At 60.0% G+C, this 17,399-nt stretch carries 19 protein-coding genes; 6 read left to right on the forward strand and 13 right to left on the reverse strand.

Annotation, left to right across the window (positions count from 1 at the left end; genetic code table 11):
* Positions 1 to 152: 152 nt before the first annotated feature.
* On the forward strand, positions 153 to 317 hold the full coding sequence (locus MHM85_RS02860) for a DUF808 family protein (RefSeq protein WP_219862987.1): 165 nt from the start codon (positions 153 to 155) through the stop codon (positions 315 to 317).
* A 74-nt stretch (positions 318 to 391) separates the two neighbouring features.
* Positions 392 to 874: an NYN domain-containing protein gene (locus tag MHM85_RS02865; RefSeq protein ID WP_239284554.1), complete on the forward strand. Its 483-nt coding sequence runs from the start codon at positions 392 to 394 to the stop codon at positions 872 to 874.
* 92 nt (positions 875 to 966) lie between these two features.
* On the opposite strand, the gene MHM85_RS02870 is transcribed toward MHM85_RS02865, so the two are convergent.
* From MHM85_RS02870 to MHM85_RS02885, 4 genes are all read right to left on the reverse strand, one after another.
* Positions 967 to 1,488, reverse strand: coding sequence for a cupin (locus MHM85_RS02870; RefSeq protein WP_139525185.1), 522 nt, complete (start codon positions 1,486 to 1,488; stop codon positions 967 to 969).
* A gap of 89 nt (positions 1,489 to 1,577) precedes the next feature.
* Positions 1,578 to 1,874, reverse strand: coding sequence for a DUF1330 domain-containing protein (locus MHM85_RS02875; RefSeq protein ID WP_139525186.1), 297 nt, complete (start codon positions 1,872 to 1,874; stop codon positions 1,578 to 1,580).
* 60 nt (positions 1,875 to 1,934) lie between these two features.
* Entirely contained in the window at positions 1,935 to 2,483 is a 549-nt protein-coding gene (locus MHM85_RS02880) for a hypothetical protein (RefSeq protein ID WP_231125512.1), read from the reverse strand.
* Between the two features lie 29 nt (positions 2,484 to 2,512).
* On the reverse strand, positions 2,513 to 2,965 hold the full coding sequence (locus MHM85_RS02885) for a helix-turn-helix domain-containing protein (RefSeq protein ID WP_054641266.1): 453 nt from the start codon (positions 2,963 to 2,965) through the stop codon (positions 2,513 to 2,515).
* Positions 2,966 to 3,035: 70 nt separating this feature from the next.
* Here MHM85_RS02885 and MHM85_RS02890 point away from each other — a divergent pair, with 70 nt between their 5' ends.
* Entirely contained in the window at positions 3,036 to 4,061 is a 1,026-nt protein-coding gene (locus tag MHM85_RS02890; protein ID WP_219862991.1) for an SO_0444 family Cu/Zn efflux transporter, read from the forward strand.
* A gap of 17 nt (positions 4,062 to 4,078) precedes the next feature.
* Here MHM85_RS02890 and MHM85_RS02895 read toward each other — a convergent pair whose 3' ends face one another.
* From MHM85_RS02895 to MHM85_RS02905, 3 genes are all read right to left on the reverse strand, one after another.
* A complete protein-coding gene (locus MHM85_RS02895; protein WP_239284556.1) occupies positions 4,079 to 5,398 on the reverse strand; it encodes a sorbosone dehydrogenase family protein in 1,320 nt (439 codons plus the stop codon).
* A complete protein-coding gene (locus MHM85_RS02900) occupies positions 5,395 to 5,823 on the reverse strand; it encodes a hypothetical protein (RefSeq protein WP_139525189.1) in 429 nt (142 codons plus the stop codon). Before MHM85_RS02900 ends, MHM85_RS02895 begins: the two co-directional genes overlap by 4 nt.
* A gap of 175 nt (positions 5,824 to 5,998) precedes the next feature.
* Positions 5,999 to 6,391, reverse strand: coding sequence for a RidA family protein (locus MHM85_RS02905; protein ID WP_054641267.1), 393 nt, complete (start codon positions 6,389 to 6,391; stop codon positions 5,999 to 6,001).
* 144 nt (positions 6,392 to 6,535) lie between these two features.
* Between MHM85_RS02905 and MHM85_RS02910 the strand changes: the two genes are divergently transcribed.
* On the forward strand, positions 6,536 to 7,462 hold the full coding sequence (locus tag MHM85_RS02910) for a LysR family transcriptional regulator (RefSeq protein ID WP_139525190.1): 927 nt from the start codon (positions 6,536 to 6,538) through the stop codon (positions 7,460 to 7,462).
* Positions 7,463 to 7,472: 10 nt separating this feature from the next.
* Here the strand turns inward: MHM85_RS02910 and MHM85_RS02915 are convergent, their stop codons facing one another.
* The 6 genes from MHM85_RS02915 to msrP form a co-directional block, all read right to left on the reverse strand.
* Complete coding sequence (locus MHM85_RS02915; protein WP_139525191.1) at positions 7,473 to 9,503, reverse strand: FUSC family protein; 2,031 nt, start codon at positions 9,501 to 9,503, stop codon at positions 7,473 to 7,475.
* Between the two features lie 2 nt (positions 9,504 to 9,505).
* Positions 9,506 to 10,390, reverse strand: coding sequence for an HlyD family secretion protein (locus MHM85_RS02920; protein WP_139525192.1), 885 nt, complete (start codon positions 10,388 to 10,390; stop codon positions 9,506 to 9,508).
* A 40-nt stretch (positions 10,391 to 10,430) separates the two neighbouring features.
* Complete coding sequence (locus MHM85_RS02925; protein WP_139525193.1) at positions 10,431 to 10,649, reverse strand: DUF1656 domain-containing protein; 219 nt, start codon at positions 10,647 to 10,649, stop codon at positions 10,431 to 10,433.
* 95 nt (positions 10,650 to 10,744) lie between these two features.
* Positions 10,745 to 12,538, reverse strand: a complete 1,794-nt coding sequence (locus MHM85_RS02930) for a S8/S53 family peptidase (RefSeq protein WP_218013954.1) — start codon at positions 12,536 to 12,538, stop codon at positions 10,745 to 10,747.
* 114 nt (positions 12,539 to 12,652) lie between these two features.
* The gene (gene msrQ / locus MHM85_RS02935) at positions 12,653 to 13,285 is read right to left on the reverse strand and encodes a protein-methionine-sulfoxide reductase heme-binding subunit MsrQ (protein WP_139525194.1); all 633 of its coding nucleotides are present in this window, start codon (positions 13,283 to 13,285) and stop codon (positions 12,653 to 12,655) included.
* Positions 13,285 to 14,301 carry a protein-methionine-sulfoxide reductase catalytic subunit MsrP gene (gene msrP / locus MHM85_RS02940; RefSeq protein ID WP_054641270.1) on the reverse strand — a complete coding sequence of 339 codons (1,017 nt, stop codon included), beginning with the start codon at positions 14,299 to 14,301 and terminating at the stop codon, positions 13,285 to 13,287. Before msrP ends, msrQ begins: the two co-directional genes overlap by 1 nt.
* A 229-nt stretch (positions 14,302 to 14,530) precedes the next feature.
* Here msrP and MHM85_RS02945 point away from each other — a divergent pair, with 229 nt between their 5' ends.
* Positions 14,531 to 15,478 carry a pirin family protein gene (locus tag MHM85_RS02945; protein WP_139525195.1) on the forward strand — a complete coding sequence of 316 codons (948 nt, stop codon included), beginning with the start codon at positions 14,531 to 14,533 and terminating at the stop codon, positions 15,476 to 15,478.
* Between the two features lie 143 nt (positions 15,479 to 15,621).
* A complete protein-coding gene (locus MHM85_RS02950; protein ID WP_139525196.1) occupies positions 15,622 to 17,391 on the forward strand; it encodes a mechanosensitive ion channel family protein in 1,770 nt (589 codons plus the stop codon).
* Positions 17,392 to 17,399 lie beyond the last annotated feature (8 nt).

The following is a 17,399-nucleotide window of genomic DNA, read 5'->3' on the forward strand; positions in this document are numbered from 1 at the left end:
CGCGCTCCCTCGAGGGCCGCTCTTTGAAGTGACGCAGTGAGGGTAGGTCATGTGGGGAGAGAAACGACACTGCCCTTGGCGTAAAAGAGTCCGCTCGCCCCAGCTATCGTGTGCTTTACTGTCTGCAATGCTTATTCACGGAGGAAGCACCCATGGCTATTGGCGGTTTAATAGGATTACTGGACGACGTTGCCGCATTGGCGAAGTTGACCGCCTCATCACTGGACGATGTGAGCGCAGCCGCTGGGCGAGCAACGGCGAAGGCAGCCGGGGTGGTGTCGCGCCTCGTGCCTACCCAGAGGGCGCATTCTAAATAACGGCGCGGTACCATGCACCCTTACCAACGCCAGCCTCATGAGGCTGGCGTGTTATTACTTGCCGAGGCTTTTCCATGACCACCCGCGTCGCCATCTTCGTCGATACCCAGAACGTCTATTACACCGTGCGCGAGGCCTACGGCAAACACTTTGATTACCGCCGGTTCCGGGCCAAGGTGACGGCGAACCGGGAGATGGTGGCCGCCCGCTGCTACGCTATCGATAAGGGCGATGCCAAGCAGCGCGAGTTCCAGACTATTCTTCGCACGATTGGGTTTGATGTTCGGCTCAAGCCCTTCATTCAGCGAGCGGACGGCTCCGCCAAGGGCGATTGGGACGTCGGCATCACTCTCGATGCCATCGAATACGCCGAGAAGGTGGATGTGGTGGTGCTGGTGTCCGGCGATGGCGACTTCGATCTGTTAGCCCAGAAAATCCGTGAGGTGCACGGTAAACGTGTCGAGGTCTACGGCGTGCCCCAGCTCACCGCCGCCTCGCTCATCAATGCCGCGAGCGAGTTCATCCCCATCGAGCGTGAGCTGTTGTTGGGCGGATAGCAGCGGCTGAAAGACCGGCTGAGCCGAATACGTTGGCTTATCGGCTCATTTTGTGAGCCGATAAGGGGCGGTAAGGCGGCGAATCCGTCTTATCAAGGCGTCGCCGATTGCCAGAGATCGCTCAATGGCCCCCCGACCGGGCTGAACTCGGGAATCGCCACGCGGGCTGCGCGGTTTTGCGCTTCGCCGAGTCGTGCGGGGTCACCGAGCTCGATCTCGGGCTGCTGGTTAGGGGGATAGGCACCCACCATGCAGAAATCATCGTCGGCGGTCAGACTGGCGTGGCCGACACCGGCAGGTAGTACCAACACATCGCCAGGATAAAGCATCAATGTGCGGCCGTTAGGACCCCCCAGGCGTGCCAGGGTTTGCCCGCGAAAGATACCCAATGCCTCATGAGCCGTTGAGTGAAAGTGATCGAAGTCGTAGAGGTGATAGCGCCAAGCGGGCAGCCAGTGGTGGCGTTGGAACAGGCGTTCGAATGCGTCGGCTCGCTTCTCCGCGTCGCTGGTGTCGACGACATGCCGGTAAATCAGCACCGGTAAGGCGGCGTTGGGATAGCCGGTGGCACCGTCGGCATCCAGGTAGAGTGTGTCGGGTGACGGAGCGTCCATGATGTCCTCCTGAGGCTGATGGAAGCGTTACATGCGTCAGCCTAGCCACTTTTTCTGCCCTTAACAGCGTGGCGCTTGTTTGGGGAGTCTCATGCCTCTGTCAGGCCATCCACCAGGAAGACACGGTAATCGGCGCCCTGGAAGCGGTGCTTGCGGGCCTCTTGGTAGGCGGGGCTTTGGTACCAGGCGCGGGCGGCGGCCATGTCGGGGAAGCGTAGAATCACCGCACCTTCCATGTCGCTGCCTTCCAATACTTCAACATCGCCGTAAAACGCTAGCGGCTGCGGGTCGTGGCCTTCGCGGGCGGCTTTGGCTTTTTCGCTATAGCGCTGCATCTCTTCGCTGTCGTGGGTGCGCTCACGGGTCAAAACGATATAAGCGGGCATTCCTTTCTCCTAGATAAGATGACAAGACGCTCCAGCATACCATTGCCGACGGACGCTGCCTTATGAATCAGGGCGAGTGGGGCCGTCGGTGGGTGTGTACGCGTCCGTTTCGATCACGGCGTCGTCCTCTACCGCGCGTTCGAGCTGGCGGTGCTCTAGGGCAGCGAGTGCGATGCGGTAGCAGTCGTCGATGTGGCTGTTACCCATGTATTTCATGGCGGTAAAGCTGATGCCGCCTGCCACGGCACTGCCGATCAGCGGTACGAACTTGGACGCGCCTTTTGCCGCCACCCGAACGCCCATTTTGCTAAGTAGCGAGACGATGAGGTTCTGGGTGATGTATTTGCCCGCCATCTTGCTGCCGGTGTTGGAGATAGCGGTCATGACGAACAGCTTGCTCTCGGTATCCAGGCCGTCGATTTGCTCCGGTGTCAGGCCAAACTGGCTATTAATTTTGGGGATGATGCGCATCAGAATCGCCACGTCCGAGCCGATATCCAGTCCCGGTACGGGGATGATGGCGGTGCCCGCTGAGAGTCCGGCACTTTTGGTCACCATCGCTTGGCATGTCTTTTTGATGGCCTCGAGTTCTTCCTTCGTTTCGATCATGGGCAGTTCCTTTGGGGGATGGCCGCGCGTCATTTGAGCAAAGATTGGCTGTCGCCACAGCGGGTGTCACTGCAGCTGGGCTGGTGCTCATACAGCGTTTGGATGATTTGGCAGTCGGCGGCTTTGCCGCCCCGGCACTGGTGCACCACTTGGCGCAGCTCGTCCGCTAGCGCCTGCAGTTTGGCAATGCGCGCCTCCAGGTGCGCGAGATGGCGGCTAGCAATGTCATCGGCGGCGCTGCAGTCGGTGTCAGGGTGGTCTGAGAGCGCTAACAGCTCCTGAATGCTGTGCAGGTCTAGCCCCAGGTTGCGGCCATGGCGAATGAAGCTGATGCGCTCGAGCGCCGCCTGGTCGTAGTGTCGGTAGCCCTGTTCACCGCGTTGTGGGGGCGGCAGCAGGCCGAGTTTCTCGTAGTGGCGAATGCTCTCCGGTGAACAGCCGGTGCGGGCGGCCACTTCGCCAATGCGGTAGACGTGTGTCATGGCTTGACCCTGTAACGATGACAGGGTTTAGGCTAGTCCTTATTCCCCGAGTGGACAAGCAGGTGATGACATGACGCTGATGACCGAGCTGCTGCAAATTGCGCTGACGGCGGCCCCGTGGCTGCTGCTGGGGCTGGTGATTGCCGGCATGATCAAGGCATGGTTGCCAGAAAGCTTGCTACAGCGCTGGATGGGCGGGCGCGGCCTGGGCAGCATCGTGAGGGCGGCGGTGATTGGCATGCCCCTGCCGCTGTGTTCCTGCGGGGCGATTCCCACTGCGATTGCCCTGCACCGGGGCGGCGCGGGACGCGGGCCAACGACCTCGTTTTTGATCAGTACCCCAGGCGTAGGTGTGGACTCCATATTGCTCACCAGCGTGCTGCTAGGCCCGTTGATGGCGGTGGTCCGTGTGGCTGGCGCGTTAGTAACGGCCATTGTGACGGGCCTGCTGGTCGGTTTTACCCGCGATGCTGCAAAAGCCAGCCCCGCCGTCGCTTCCGCTGGCTGTTGCTCCTCGAGCGGTTGCCATGACCATCACGCTAACGCCGATGAGCCGGGTGGCTTGAAAGCGGGGCTGCGCTATGCCTTTAGCGACCTATTGGATGATATCAGCGCGTGGATGTTTGCCGGACTGTTGCTGGCGGGTGTGTTGGTGACGCTGGTGCCGCCGGATACGCTGGCGCAGTTTTCGGGCGGTGTGTTGGCGCTCATGCTGATGGCCGTGGTAGGGGTCCCGCTGTATATCTGTGCGGCGGCGGCTACCCCGGTGGCCGCTGGGTTGCTGTTAGCCGGTATCTCGCCGGGAATGGCGCTGGTGTTCCTGCTGGCAGGGCCGATTACCAGCTTGGCAACGCTGGCCATTTTGCGCCGCGAGTTGGGTAATACCGCGTTGGCGGTCTACCTTGTCTGCGTGCTCACCGTGACCGTGCTAGTCGGCTGGCTGTTCGATGCGGCCGTTGCCTTGGCCGGTTGGAACCCAGTGGAGCAGGCCAGCCAAGTGCAAGAGCTACTGCCCCACTGGTTGGAGTGGTTAGCGTTGGTGGTGCTGGCGCTGGTGGCTATTAGGCCGGTGCGCCGCCGCGTGATGGGGTTTTAAACAAGCGCACGGGCTGGTCACTCGCGCCTCATTGACGCGTCGTCCGGGGTCACGCGCCAAATGGCGTTAGTGAGATCGTCGGCAATGATCAGTGCACCGTCGGGGTCGACGGTCACCCCCACCGGGCGACCACGGGTGCTGCCGTCATCGGTGAGAAAGCCCGAGACGAAATCGACGGGGTCACCGCTGGGCTGGCCATTACTAAAGGGTACGAACACCACTTTGTAGCCAACGGGGTCGGCGCGGTTCCAACTACCGTGCTCGCCAATGAACACCCCGTTGGCAAACTCATCACCCATGGACGCGTTCGAGAAAGCCAGGCCGAGCGGTGCCACGTGGGAGCCTAGGGCATAATCCGGCGCGATGGCACTTTCGACTTTCTCCGGGTTGCGAGGCTGCACGCGGGGGTCGACATGCTGGCCCCAGTAACTGTAGGGCCAGCCGTAAAAGCCGCCTTCTTGAACGGTAGTGAGGTAATCAGGCACGAGATCTGGGCCTAGCTCGTCACGCTCGTTGACCACCGTCCATAGCTGGTCGGTGTCGGGCTGGATCGCCATGGCGGTGGGGTTGCGAAGCCCCGTGGCATAGGGCCGGTGCATGCCGGTGTCAGGGTCGATCTGCCTAATTTCGGCGCGATTGACCTCTGCCTCCATACCGCGCTCGGTGATGTTGCTGTTGGAGCCAATCCCTACATACAGAAACTCCCCATCGGCACTGGCGGTCATCGCTTTGGTCCAGTGGTGGTTGATCTCGGCGGGGAGCTGGGTAACCACCTCGGGTGGTCCGCTGGCCTGGGTTTGGCCCTCTTCGTAATCGAAGCGTACCAGGGCATCCTGGTTGGCGACATAGAGGGTGTCATCGATCAGCGCGAGGCCGTAGGGAGCGTTAAGATCTTCCGCAAAGGTGGTTTGCTCTTCATAGCGGCCGTCGCCATCGCCATCGTGTAACAGTGTCAGCCGGTTACCGCTCTGCACGGAGGTCGTGCCTTGTGATTTGATCAGCCCAGCCACGAAATCCTTTGGCTTGAGAGAGGGGGCGTTACCACCGCTGCCTTCTGCCACCAAAATATCGCCATTGGGCAGCACCAGGGTTTGGCGGGGGATCTGCAAGTCGGTGGCTATCGCGGTAATCGTGTAGCCCTCGGGCACGTTAGGGAGAGTGTCGCCCCACTCGGCGGGTTCGGGCACGCTCATGCTGGGCAGCAGGCCGCGGGAAGGCTCGGGTAGCGTGGGGTTTGGCCCGTAGCGGGTGAACTCTTGGGCGCTGACACTACCGGCTGCCAGCATCAAACAGAGCGGCGCGGCATAACAATGCGGACGTCGTAGAGCGCGCTTCATGGTTTACCTCCGTGGCCAAAACGGGAAAATCCCATCCAAACGGCGGTGCCCGCAAAAATGGTGACCACCATGGAGAGGGCAAAAGCAATCGGCATCATGCCCCAGGCGTCTCGCGAGTGGATCAGGGCGTTCACAAAGCCGAGCACCCACGTGAGCAGCAATAGTGCGGGATAGATCAGGAGAATGATGCTGCGCGACCTGGCACGGAAGAAACTAATGAGGGCGCTAAGCAATGCGAGCCCCGCAAACACCAATCCACCGGCATTTAGCCAAGCGGCGAAGGTGGCCCACTGGATTTGATAGCTATTGGCGTAGGCGTAGTCGCTGAGCGTGGCGCCTAGAAACAGCGGCAGACACCCCACCAAAAACACCGAATGAAAGAGGGGCAGCCCACGTTGATAGGTATGCGTACGGGTAGCTGTCACGGCATGCTCCTTATGCTGATCTAGCGAATGGCACTACCTGGCAGAAGTGATGCTGAGCCTCCTTGCCAAGCAATGGTGTCCTGTAGTGCCTACCCAGTGTAGGACAGCCGCCAAGATTTACCCAAAGCGAAGCAAGCATCGCCTGAAGGTGGCCGCTGAAGTGTATGACGAACGGTTATGCAGGGAGCCGAGCGATGACCTTGATCTCAAAGTCGAATCCCGCCAGCCACGTCACCCCGACCGCCGTCCAGTTGGGGTAGGGCTTTTCTGGAAACGCACGTGCTTTGGCGGCCATCACCGTCTCGAACTGAGTGTCGGGGTCGGTGTGGAAACTCGTCACATCGACGATATCCTCGAAGCTAGCGCCTGCCGCTGTTAAAACTCGCTGCAAATTGTCGAAGGCGAGCTGTACCTGGGCAGCGAAGTCTGGCTCGGGGGAGCCGTCTTCACGGCTGCCAACCTGGCCCGACACGAATAAAAAATCACCGGTGCGGACAGCCGCCGAATAGGCGTTCTGCTCATAAAGCGCCTGGCGGCCCTTGGGGAAAACGACGTCGCGCTTAGCCATGTAACTATCTCCATTCGTAATTAAAAAATGACTCGTTACTGACGGTGATATCACTTTATGGCGGCGACAGGGGGTGGATAAACGGCCAATTCTGTTCAACATTGTTTGGATATTTCAAACAATGTCGAGGCGTTTGATTCAGCCATGGATCGTTTCAATGCTATGCAAGCATTCGCCCGTGTCGTGGAAACGGGCAGCTTCACCAAGGCCGCGGAAACACTTCACTTGAGTAAGACCAGCGTGACGCAGCTCGTGCAGCAATTAGAGGGGCGGCTGCGCGTTAAGCTGTTGAATCGCACCACCCGCAAGGTGAATGTGACCGCAGATGGGGCCGCTTACTATGAGCGAGTCATCAAGCTGCTGGCCGACCTGGACGATGCCGAAACAAGCCTTTCTGCTGCGTCGCTGCAGCCACGCGGCCGACTGAGGGTCGACGTGCCCAGTCCGTTTGCTCGGATGATCTTGATTCCAGCCTTGCCCGCTTTCTACGCTCGGTATCCCGAGATTCAGCTCGATCTAGGGGTGAGTGATCGCAGAGTGGACCTTTTGGAAGAAGGCGTGGACTGCGTCGTTCGCGGCGGAGAGATGACGGACTTATCGTTGGTGGCACGTCGGGTGGGGGATTTGACGATGGGGGTTTATGCCACACCTGGTTATCTGGAAATGCGTGGTTATCCGGCGCACCCGCAGGCGCTGTCACTCCCACCCCACTACATGGTGAATTTCAGGTGGGAGCGGACAAATATGGCGTTTCTCAATACCTTGAGGCGTGATGACGAGAGTGTCACCGTGCAAGGGAGCTACGTGATCTCGGTTGATGACGGGAACGCGGGTTTGGCCGCTGGTTTGGCGGGGCTCGGTGTCCTTTGGCTCCCGGATTATATGGCCCGAGAGCATGTGTCTCGCGGTGACCTGGTGCGTTTGTTTGACGATTGGCACATTGATCCGATGCCCATGTATATCGCTTTTCCACCGAATCGGCACGTGAGTGCCAAGCTGCGCGTGTTCATGAACTGGGTAGAGGCGTTAATGGCTCAGCATGCGCCTCGGGTGGAGCGACGTCGTCAATGAGCACGAAGAGTTATGTCGTTCGTTCCGCCATGAGGCGCGCCAACCGCTCCAACGCCAGATCTAGTCGCTCGACCAAGCCTTTCAGCAGCACGCGGCGATCGCCTGTCACGTTGTCGTGGCGGGCGAGAGCATCATCCAGCTGTTGCCCCGCGTCGAGAATGCCCTGAGGAGGGCGCCCGTTCGCACCCGCTTCAAAACCGTTGGCAAGCGTGCGCAGCAAATGCGCGTGGGCCTCGCGAATGTGTGGGTGCGGCGCGGTATCTAATTGATCTCGCAGGCGTAGGATGGCCGTACCCACGTCGAGCCCGGTGAGCCCCAGTACGAAGAGGTGGCGCTGCTCTTCTGGCAGCAGGTCATCGTGCTGGGCTAGGTGCAGCAGGCGGTCGGCCATATGGCCGCTAAAGCGCGTTTCCGCTTGATGGGTGGCGCGCTTTCTGAGGTCGTTAATGTCGCGGGTAATGGCGTTGATCAGACGCCGTTTACGCAGCTTGGCACCGGGCCCCGGCAGCAAGCGAAAGGCCATGACCACGCTGGTCAAGCCAATCACGACCGCGACTGCCCGGTTGGCAAAGGCATCGAACGAGAAATCCATGCCGTTACCGGGCATGGTCAGCAGAATATTGAAAATCGTAAACGCGAGGCAGTACCCCATGGTGGCCGGCTGGGTGGCGCCGAGTAGCCCCAGAAATAGCGGGGTACCAAAAATCAGCGCCAGCAGCGGGAAGCCGTTGACTTGCGACAGCAGCACATGGCCAAACAGAAACGCGCTGGGAATCGCGGCCAGCATGCCTTTGTAAAACATCATGGTGATGGCAATGGGGTTGTCGCGGCTGGCAAAAAACGCAGAGAACAGCGTTCCCAGCATCATCGCGATCATGGCGCTTTGCCAGGCAGTGACGATCCAAAACGTGGCCAATAGGGCAAACAGCAGCCCCGAGCGGAGGGCGTTGATGCCTGCCGAGAGGTGGTCGCGGTGCCAGGCCAGCGGGGTGGAGCGCAGCCGATGGCGGCTCGGGTGGGCAATGGCCTCGCGGGCATCCAGCATGACCATGGCGTGGCCAATCGTCTCCCGCAGGCCCAAACGAACGCGACGATCCAACGGCGCTTCCGATGTTGGCTCATCGCATGTATGTACATGGGTGCGCAGCGTCTGCAGGGCCGCTCTGGCCTCGGTCACGCCCTTGACGTGCTCGGCATCGCGAAACTCTTGGGCGATGCGGCGGGCGAGTTCGATGCTGTGGGGGGCTAGCCTGTCTGCGTGGTCGAGCATCAGTTGGTGAAGTGCCTGCAGCGTGGCGAAAAAGCGTAGCGTGCGCCGGGTGAGTACGTGGGTGGCGCGCACCCGGCCTGGGCCAGCAGGGCCTTCAAAGCGGGCAGCTTGGCTGTCGGTTTCCAGCACGGTGAGCGGGGTGAGACTGCCGCGCAATGCGTGTTGCATGGCGGTGACGTCGTCGCTGGCATCTAACCGCAACGCCGCGTGGGTGAAGGCCTCGTTGATCACCGTGTCGGCTTGGGTCGCTAAATGCGTGCCCACATGCGATGGCCACAGTAGCGCGCTGACCAGCATGGCGCACAGGGCGCCTAGCCCCAGCTCGGTCATGCGCGCGACGGCGATATCGAAAATGCCCGCCGGGGTGCTGCCGCTGGAAATGACCACGATGAGCATGGCCGTTACGGCCGCCATGAGGCAGCCGTAGGTGTAGTTATTGCGCCACAGCGAGCCGACGTAGGTACACAGCATGATCCAACAGGTCAGCGTCAGCAGGGCAGGCAGCCGTGCCTGGGCAAACAGCGCCATGATGAAGATACCCACCAGGGCGCCCAGCGCGGTGCCCCCTAGCTGGCAAATGCCTTTCTCGACCACCATGCCGCTCATGGGGCAAATTTGTAGAAACGCTGCCGAAATCAACGCCCAGTAGGGGCGCTCCACGTCGAAGGCCAGCGCCACATAAAGCGCCAGCATCATGGCCAGCGTGGTTTTAATGGCAAATTTTACCGCCGTGGCGCTGGGCGTGAGATAGGTGCGTAAGAAGGGCGGCATGGTTACGGCGAAGTGGCCTGAGCACTCGGTTCAGGACGTACGCGCACGGTGGCGGTCATGCCCACGCTGAGCAGGGTGTCGTCGGGAACATCGTCCAAGGTGATGCGCACAGGAATACGCTGCGCTAGTCGCACCCAGCTAAACGTGGGCTGTACTTGGGGAAGCAGCTGTTGATTGAGCGCCGTGTTGCTGTCGGCAATGCCGCGGCCAATTCCCGCGACGCGTCCGTTCAAGTGGGTATTGCCATTCATCAGCACCACTTCGACCGGGTCACCCACCTCGATGGAGGCCATTTTGGTCTCTTCGAAATAGCCCATGACGTAGTAGGAGTCATCGGCGATGAGCGCCATCACTGGCGTACCGCGATTGACGAAGTTGCCGCTGGTGAGTTGAACGTTGAGTACATGCCCTCTCACAGGGGCGACGACCTGGGTACGGGCGAGATCGAGCTGCGCGCTCTCCAGCGCCGACTGCGCCTGTTTGACATCGGCTTCGGCTATCCGCGAGTTGATCTGGGCGATCTGCTGGGCCTCGGCGCTAATGGCCTGGCGGTTGCTCAACTGGTTGCGACGGCCTGCTTCGGCACGGTTGAGCTCCAGGGTGGCTTGCCGATGCTCCAGGGTCGCCTGGGCGCTATCGACGGCGGCTTGGTAGCGGGTATCGTCGATGGTAAACAGCGTGTCGCCCTGGGCAATATAGTCGGTATCGGCAACGTCCAGGCGCTTTACCCAGCCGGTGACGTCGGGGGCGATGGTGATCACGTCCGCATGAATCCGGGCGTCCCGTGTCCAGGGGGTGTAAAGATAGTAGCGCCATAGCCACGCCCCTGCGGCGATGGCGATGGCGACGATCAGTAGCGTCAGCAGCACTCTCAGCGATGGGCGCATAGGCGTGTCTCGATCAGGTAAAAAACATGGGCTCAGCCCATTAGGGATGTGCGAGCACCGTCGCGAATAAAAAAGTGGTGGCGGCGGTCAAGATGATAAACAGCGAAATATCGAACCACGCCTCATACCAAAGCGCGACGTGCCCCACCACCCGATGCAGCAGCGAGCGCACGACCAGGGTGGCAATGAGGCCAATCAGCGCATAGACCAGCAGCGGGCTTATGAAAATACCGCCGATGGCGATCTCTTGAAGTCCCATTCGTCGTCATCCCTTTGAAAACGCTCTAAGAATAGGCGAAGGCCGAGCTGCGGGCCACTTTGACTTTTGCGTCATGATGCTGACTTGTATCACGCTTAGCGTTCGCGGCTCAGGCTCTGCACGGTCAAGTCGAGCGCTTTGTACATATCGAGCCGCGCAGAGCGTCCAATATCGGGATGATTCAGCTCGTTGGCGCGTTCCGAGGGGAGAATCGGCGCGGTGAGATCGTCGGCATCGGTGGGTTCGAAGTCGTACTCTTCGCCGATGGTCATGGCGCTGCGCCTTAGCAGCATGCGTAGCTGAGCCGGAGAGAGCGCGGGGTCGATCGACATCATCGCTGCCAGCAAGCCGCCGACCAGCGGCGTGGCATAAGACGTACCGCAGTGGGCCTCGCCCGTTTCCCCCGCCACGGCGGTGGAGCCATGCACGCAGGCGGCCGCGGTAATATCCACACGCATATCGATATTGGAGGCGTTGCGTTTGACTGCATAACCGGGGTCGTTGACCGGGACGTCTTGCTCGCTGCGCTCGTGCCCGCCCACCACGAAGAGCTGGTCGGTGACGAACGAGGAGGGCAGGCGGTATTCGTCTCGGCTGGAAAACGACGAGGCGTTCCCCGCTGAGTTGACCACCACCACGTCGGGGTGCTCCTCGCGTAGCCATAGGAAGAACTCTTCGAGCAGCTCTTCGTAGCCGCTCATGGCGATGCCGGAGCGTACTAGGGAGTCGACTTCATCGCCGTTGATGTCGATTGCGCCGACGCGGTGGATGCCCCAGCTCCAGTTGATCACTCGGGCACCGTCTTCGACCAAATTCACCGAAGCGGCGACGTTGGCGGTAATGCCTGCATCCGAATTGCGGTCGACGATCACGTCAAATCCTGGGCCAACGTCATCTAGCCCGCGCAGAAAGCCACTGTTGCCGCCCTCGTTCCAGGCGGCGGCGAAGACCCCCGCGACCGTGGTGCCGTGGCCATCCGGTTTGTCGGCGTCGCGGCCGTACACGCAGGTGCGCTGCGCGTCCGCTCGGCAGTCACCCAGATAGTCGGCGAAATCTGGGGCGTCAAAATCGACGTTGCGCTCGATCACCCCAATGCGAATGGGCTGGGTGTCGATCTCATCGCCCGCGCGCCCTATGCGCCGTTGATAGAAGTTCACCGCATCGAGAAAGCGGTTGGCGGCCCACTCTCGATCGTCTTCGGCGGCAGGGGGCGTATCGTTCGGTTCGCGCTCGATGCTCTCCTCGGCGCCGGACTCTTCGGTGACCACTGCATCGACGCTGACCTCATTGCCGAGCCGCAGCACCAGGGCATCCCTCTCATCCAGATCATTCGCGGGCAGACGCAATTGGTAGGTGTTCAACGGGGGGATCATGCCCACGACCTCGGCACCGTACTTATCCGCCAAGCGCCGTGCCTCTTCGGCGCCGTTGTGGCTCTCTTCGATGATCAGGCTGACCAGATTCACATAGGTGCTAATGCCGTCCATGTTATCGGCGACGTCCTCTTGCGTGGCCGCGATTACGTGGCTGCCTCGTAGCGTCAGCCATACCGGATTGCTGGCGCTCTCCTGCTGTTCGATCCATAGCGGGCCGCTCTCGGCCTGCGTCGCGTCGATGTGCAGGCGTAAAAGGTCACCCTGCCGCTCGATGTGATCGGCTGGCAGCGGTTCGCCGTCGAGTTTTACACGGTACGCGGCGCCGTTGAGTCCGCTGACATCGAGACAGAATTCCTGCGTGTCCAGGGTGAGTAAGTTGCCACAGCGCTGTAGCGCTTCGATGCGTAACGGCGCATCGGCGTCGGCCGCTGGTGTCATCATCACCATGCCGCCGACGCACAGTGACATCCATCCCCAGCTCCAGCGTTTCGCGTCCACATACCGTCCTGCCATCCTACTGACTCCTTTCCATCATCCTTGGATCTCACCTAGCCTACATCGCGTAAGCTGAACGCAGCGTGAACACGTCCTCCTCATCGGGCAGTGTCCTTATCGGTCTTGGCCGTCCTAGCGGGTGCGGAGCTTAGGCAGCGTGCGAGCCACCGGCGGCAGGCGCGTTGCCATGATGAGCGCTGCGAGGGCGGCATACATGGCCCACTCCTGCATGTCGGCGCGTACCACCCAGAAAAAGTGCAGCAGCACCAGCCCCAAAATGCCGTAAGAGCATTTGTGCAGCGGCTTCCAGCGTTTACCGAGGCGCTTCATCGCCCAGCGGTTAGAGGTCGCGCCCAGCACGGCGAGACCGATCAGCGCGATCATGCCAACGATGATATAGGGCCGTTTGATGATCTCGCTTCCCAGCCGAGACCAGTCGAGGCCTAAAATGAACAGGGCGTAGCTGAGCAGGTGCAGCGTAGCGTAGGTAAGCGCCCAGAGGCCTAGCTGGCGTCTGATCAGTGCAAAGCCTTTCCAGCGGGTGAGCTTTGTGAGCGGCGTCAGGCAAAGGGTGAGCAGCAGCATCCACAGCCCCCCGGTGCCGATATTGAGCAGCAGATAGCGCCCTGGCTCGGGGCCAGCGGCGTTGTTGGCGACCATCCAGCTCCAGTAGAGCAGCGGCGCGAGCGCGGCTAAAAAAACGCCCGCCCGCCATATCCACCATTTCGTCTGGCCATGGGGGGAGCGACGTGTGTGGCTGCCCATCAGTAGTGCTTCCTCAAGTCCATACCTGCGTAGAGTTCGGCTACCTCGTCGGCGTAACCATTGAACATCAGCGTGTCGATGGTGTTGGTGTTGAACAGGCTGTTGGGCAGTCGACGCTCGGTGGCTTGGCTCCAGCGGGGATGGTCGACCTCGGGGTTGACGTTGGCGTAGAACCCGTACTCGTCGGCAGCGATCTGCTGCCAGGAGTTGAGCGGCTGCTCTTCCACCAGTGAAATACGCACGATCGACTTGATGCTCTTGAAGCCGTATTTCCAGGGCACGACCAAGCGCAGGGGCGCGCCGTTCTGGTTGGGAAGCTCGCGGCCATACATGCCCAGCGCCAAGATCGTCAGCGGATGCATGGCTTCGTCCATGCGCAAGCCTTCCACGTAGGGCCATTCGATGATCGAGAAGGAGGAGCGCTGGCCGCGCATCTGCTCTGGGTCGACCAGGGTTTCGAAGCGAACGTACTTGGCGTTACTGGTGGGCTCGGCACGCCGGATGATGTCCGCCAGCGGGATGCCCAGCCAGGGAATCACCATCGACCAGGCCTCGACGCAGCGCAGGCGATAAATGCGCTCTTCGAACTGGGAGGGTTTGGCAAGGTCTTCGAGTGCTATGCGCCCGCCGTTATTGACTTCGCCGTCGACGACCACGCTCCAGGGCTGCGTTTGTAGGCTGCCCGCGTGGCGGGCCGGATCCCGTTTGTCCGTGCCGAACTCGAAAAAGTTGTTGTAACCGCTGGCATCATCGAAGGGGGCAATGCGATCTTTGTCCGGATCAGTGGGCGTGACGCTGCGCCATTCGGTCTCGCTGATTTTTTCTTGGAGCCAAGGCGGCGCATTGCCCTCGGGAACGTCGGTATACGCATCGCTGGCGTGGACACGCCCTGAGAGCGCAAGCCCAGCACCCAAGCCCGCCATGCCGCCCATGAAGCGTCGCCGGGAGAGATAGATCGATTCAGGCGTGACGTCGGATTCGTGTAGATCACTCGGTTTGGCAATTTTGATCAGCATGGAAGTATCCTGTTTGTGCTCGCCGAAAAGCCGTCGCCGTTTGACGTTGACGGAGAAAAAAGGTTCTACGCTCCTTGTATCATGACATTTAGTGGCGTCGTCTGTGCATAAGTTGAGCGTATTGCCTAACGTGACGAGGAGAGAGACAACACGTTTATTCAAGGCAGTGCCGCTCTGTATCCGCTATACCCTTATGACGCAGAACGCAAACATGGTGGAGAGCCGGATAATGAGTTGGATGCCTGATATCGAGCCAAACTGTCCTGATGCTGGCCGACTGGAGGACATTGAGACGCTGATCGTTCCCCGAGCCCGCGACATCGGCGGTTTCGAGGTGCGTCGAGCGCTGCCTGCTCCGAAAAGACAAATGGTGGGGCCGTTCATCTTCTTCGATCAAATGGGCCCGGCCGAATTCCTGCGTGAAGAGGGCATTGACGTGCGGCCGCACCCGCACATTGGGCTAGCGACGGTCACCTATCTTTACCAGGGGGAGTTTCAGCACCGCGATAGTTTGGGTACGAACCAGATGATTCATCCGGGCGCAGTGAATTGGATGGTCGCGGGTAACGGCGTCACCCACTCGGAGCGAACGAGTTCCGCTACCCGTAAACGGGATCACTCCTTGTTTGGCATTCAAACCTGGGTAGCACTGCCTGAGGCTTATGAGGATAAGCCCGCTAGCTTTGCTCATCACGGTGAAGAGACGCTTCCACTGCTTCGCGGCGAAGGCAAAGAAGTGCGTCTGATTTTGGGGAGTGCCTGGGGCGAGCGCTCCCCCGTGCAGACCTTTTCGGAAATGTTTTATGCCGACGCAGTGTTGGCCCCTGGTGCCAAGCTACCGCTGCCTGATCATCATGAAGATCGTGGGCTTTATGTTACCTCTGGCGCGATTGTCGTGGCAGGCGAGACGTTCGAGGCAGGACGTATGATGGTGTTTCGGCCGGGTGATGCGATGACCGTGATGGCGGGCGAGCAGGGCGCGCGGTTGATGCTTCTGGGGGGCGAAACCCTCAATGGCCCGCGCTATATCTCTTGGAATTTTGTTGCCTCCTCACGTGAAAAGCTGGACGCCGCCAAGCAGGCGTGGGTCGAGGGTGACTTCGAGCACGGCCGTTTCAAGCTGCCGCCAGGAGATGAGCACGAGTTCGTTCCCTTTCCCGGACAGCCTGAACATTAATCTGCGCGCTTGCCTGATGGAGAAACGTGGTCTGTACTTTGGTCCAACATCGACACGGATAGCTCACGAGAGGGCGTGAGCGGGCGGCGCAAGCCGCGGGTTGATGGACGATTATTGGCTCACTTTCACTCAATAAGGCAAGTATGAAAAATCACAGCGCGTGGCCAATGTGGTGTGTGCTGGCCGTTACGCTGCTCTTTACCAGCGTAAGCATGGCGCAGTCACAAGGCGAGGAGAGCGCAGACTCCCGTTGGTTTACCATGGATGCGATCAACACCGGGTTGGATGACGTACCCGAAGAGGCGAAGCGCATGTCGCCGAGGGAGAGCATTCGCAGCTTTTTGAATTTCACCGAAGAGGAAAATTACGCCGATGCGGCGCATTTGCTCAATCTTGCGGATATCGATCCTAGCGAGCAAGCAACGCGTGGGGCTGAGTTGGCTAAACAACTTGCCGAGGTCTTACGCCGCGGCGAGTGGCTAAACGCGTCTAACTTGCCCGGACGCCAGGACGCCGCCATCGAGGACCCTTCCGGCCAGAACCCGCAGGCAGGCCAACCCAGGCGCAACATCGAGCTAGCCGCGTTACGCGTAGACGGACAAGCCTACGATGTGCGTTTGGGTCGCTATCGCGTTGGCGAAGAGGACCCCGTTTGGCTGATCATGCCGGAGAGCGTGTCGTCGATTCCGACGCTTTATGAAGAGTACGGCCCCTCCATGCTGGAGAGCTACATCCCAGAACGTTTCAAGTCCTCGTTTGGCGTCCTGAAAGTCTGGGAGTGGCTGGCAATTCCTGTCTTTCTGGTCATCATTGGTATCGTTGGCGTCGCCACCTATTACCTTGTCGGGCTCATTGCGCGTGTGTTGCCCTCTGGCGTGTCGACCATTTTTGCCGATCAAATCGGCGTGCCGGTCGCGCTGATCGTGATGTCGCTGGTCACTCAGATGCTGCTCGATTATGTGGTGTCGTTTTCGGCCGTGGCTACCACGACGTTTAGAGTACTGCTGATTGCGATCATGGCCTGGGGTGCTGGCACCATTGCGCTGCGATTAGTGGATACCATCATGCTGCGCATGACGCGCCGCTTGGTGGGTGAGATCGATGACACCAAGCCTAGAGACAAGCGTCGCCTGTTAACCTCGCTTTACGCTTTGCGTCGGGTGATTATTTTGATCACCGTCGTGTCGGTGTCGGTTTATGTACTTGGGCAAATCCAGCTGTTTGAGTCTTTAGGCCTATCCATTCTGGCGTCTGCCAGCGTGTTAGCGGTACTGGTGGGTATCGCGGGTCAGGCGGTGTTGGGCAATATTTTGTCCTCGTTTCAGCTCTCGTTGGCCAAACCAATCCGTATTGGCGACTTGGTGATCTTCGAAGGACAGTGGTGCTACGTGGAAGGGATTTTTTATACCTTCATTCGCCTGCGCTCCTGGGATGAGCGGCGGCTGATCGTCCCCGTTACGTACTTTACCTCCAAGCCGTTCGAAAACCTCTCGGTCAAGAGCACCAAAATGTATCGCTTTATGGAGTTAACCCTGCACCTCAGTGCGGATATCTCCCAGGTACGCGAGAAGTTTTTCGAATTCGCCAAGGAAGAAGATAGCGTGATCGAGCACCACAAGCTGCTCTGCTATGTCACTGGCCAAACCGAGCACGCGCAAACGGTCACCTGTTATCTGATGACCTCAGACCCCATGGCAGGCTGGACCGCGGAAATGAACGTCCGCGAGAAGCTGATGGCCTACATACGAGACGAACACCCCGATTGGTGGCCCCGCGACGTGGTGGTGATTAGCCATCATGATATCGCGCGTGGGGAGCGTGCCGCACCAACGAGCGGCCAGCAAAAGAGAGCGACTGGAGAGACCAGCGAGTCAAACGACTCAAGTGATTCGCCGGACGGCAGTGCGGAGTAAGTTCATCA

Source organism: Halomonas sp. McD50-4, assembly GCF_022348135.1.
Lineage (GTDB): Bacteria > Pseudomonadota > Gammaproteobacteria > Pseudomonadales > Halomonadaceae > Vreelandella > Vreelandella piezotolerans.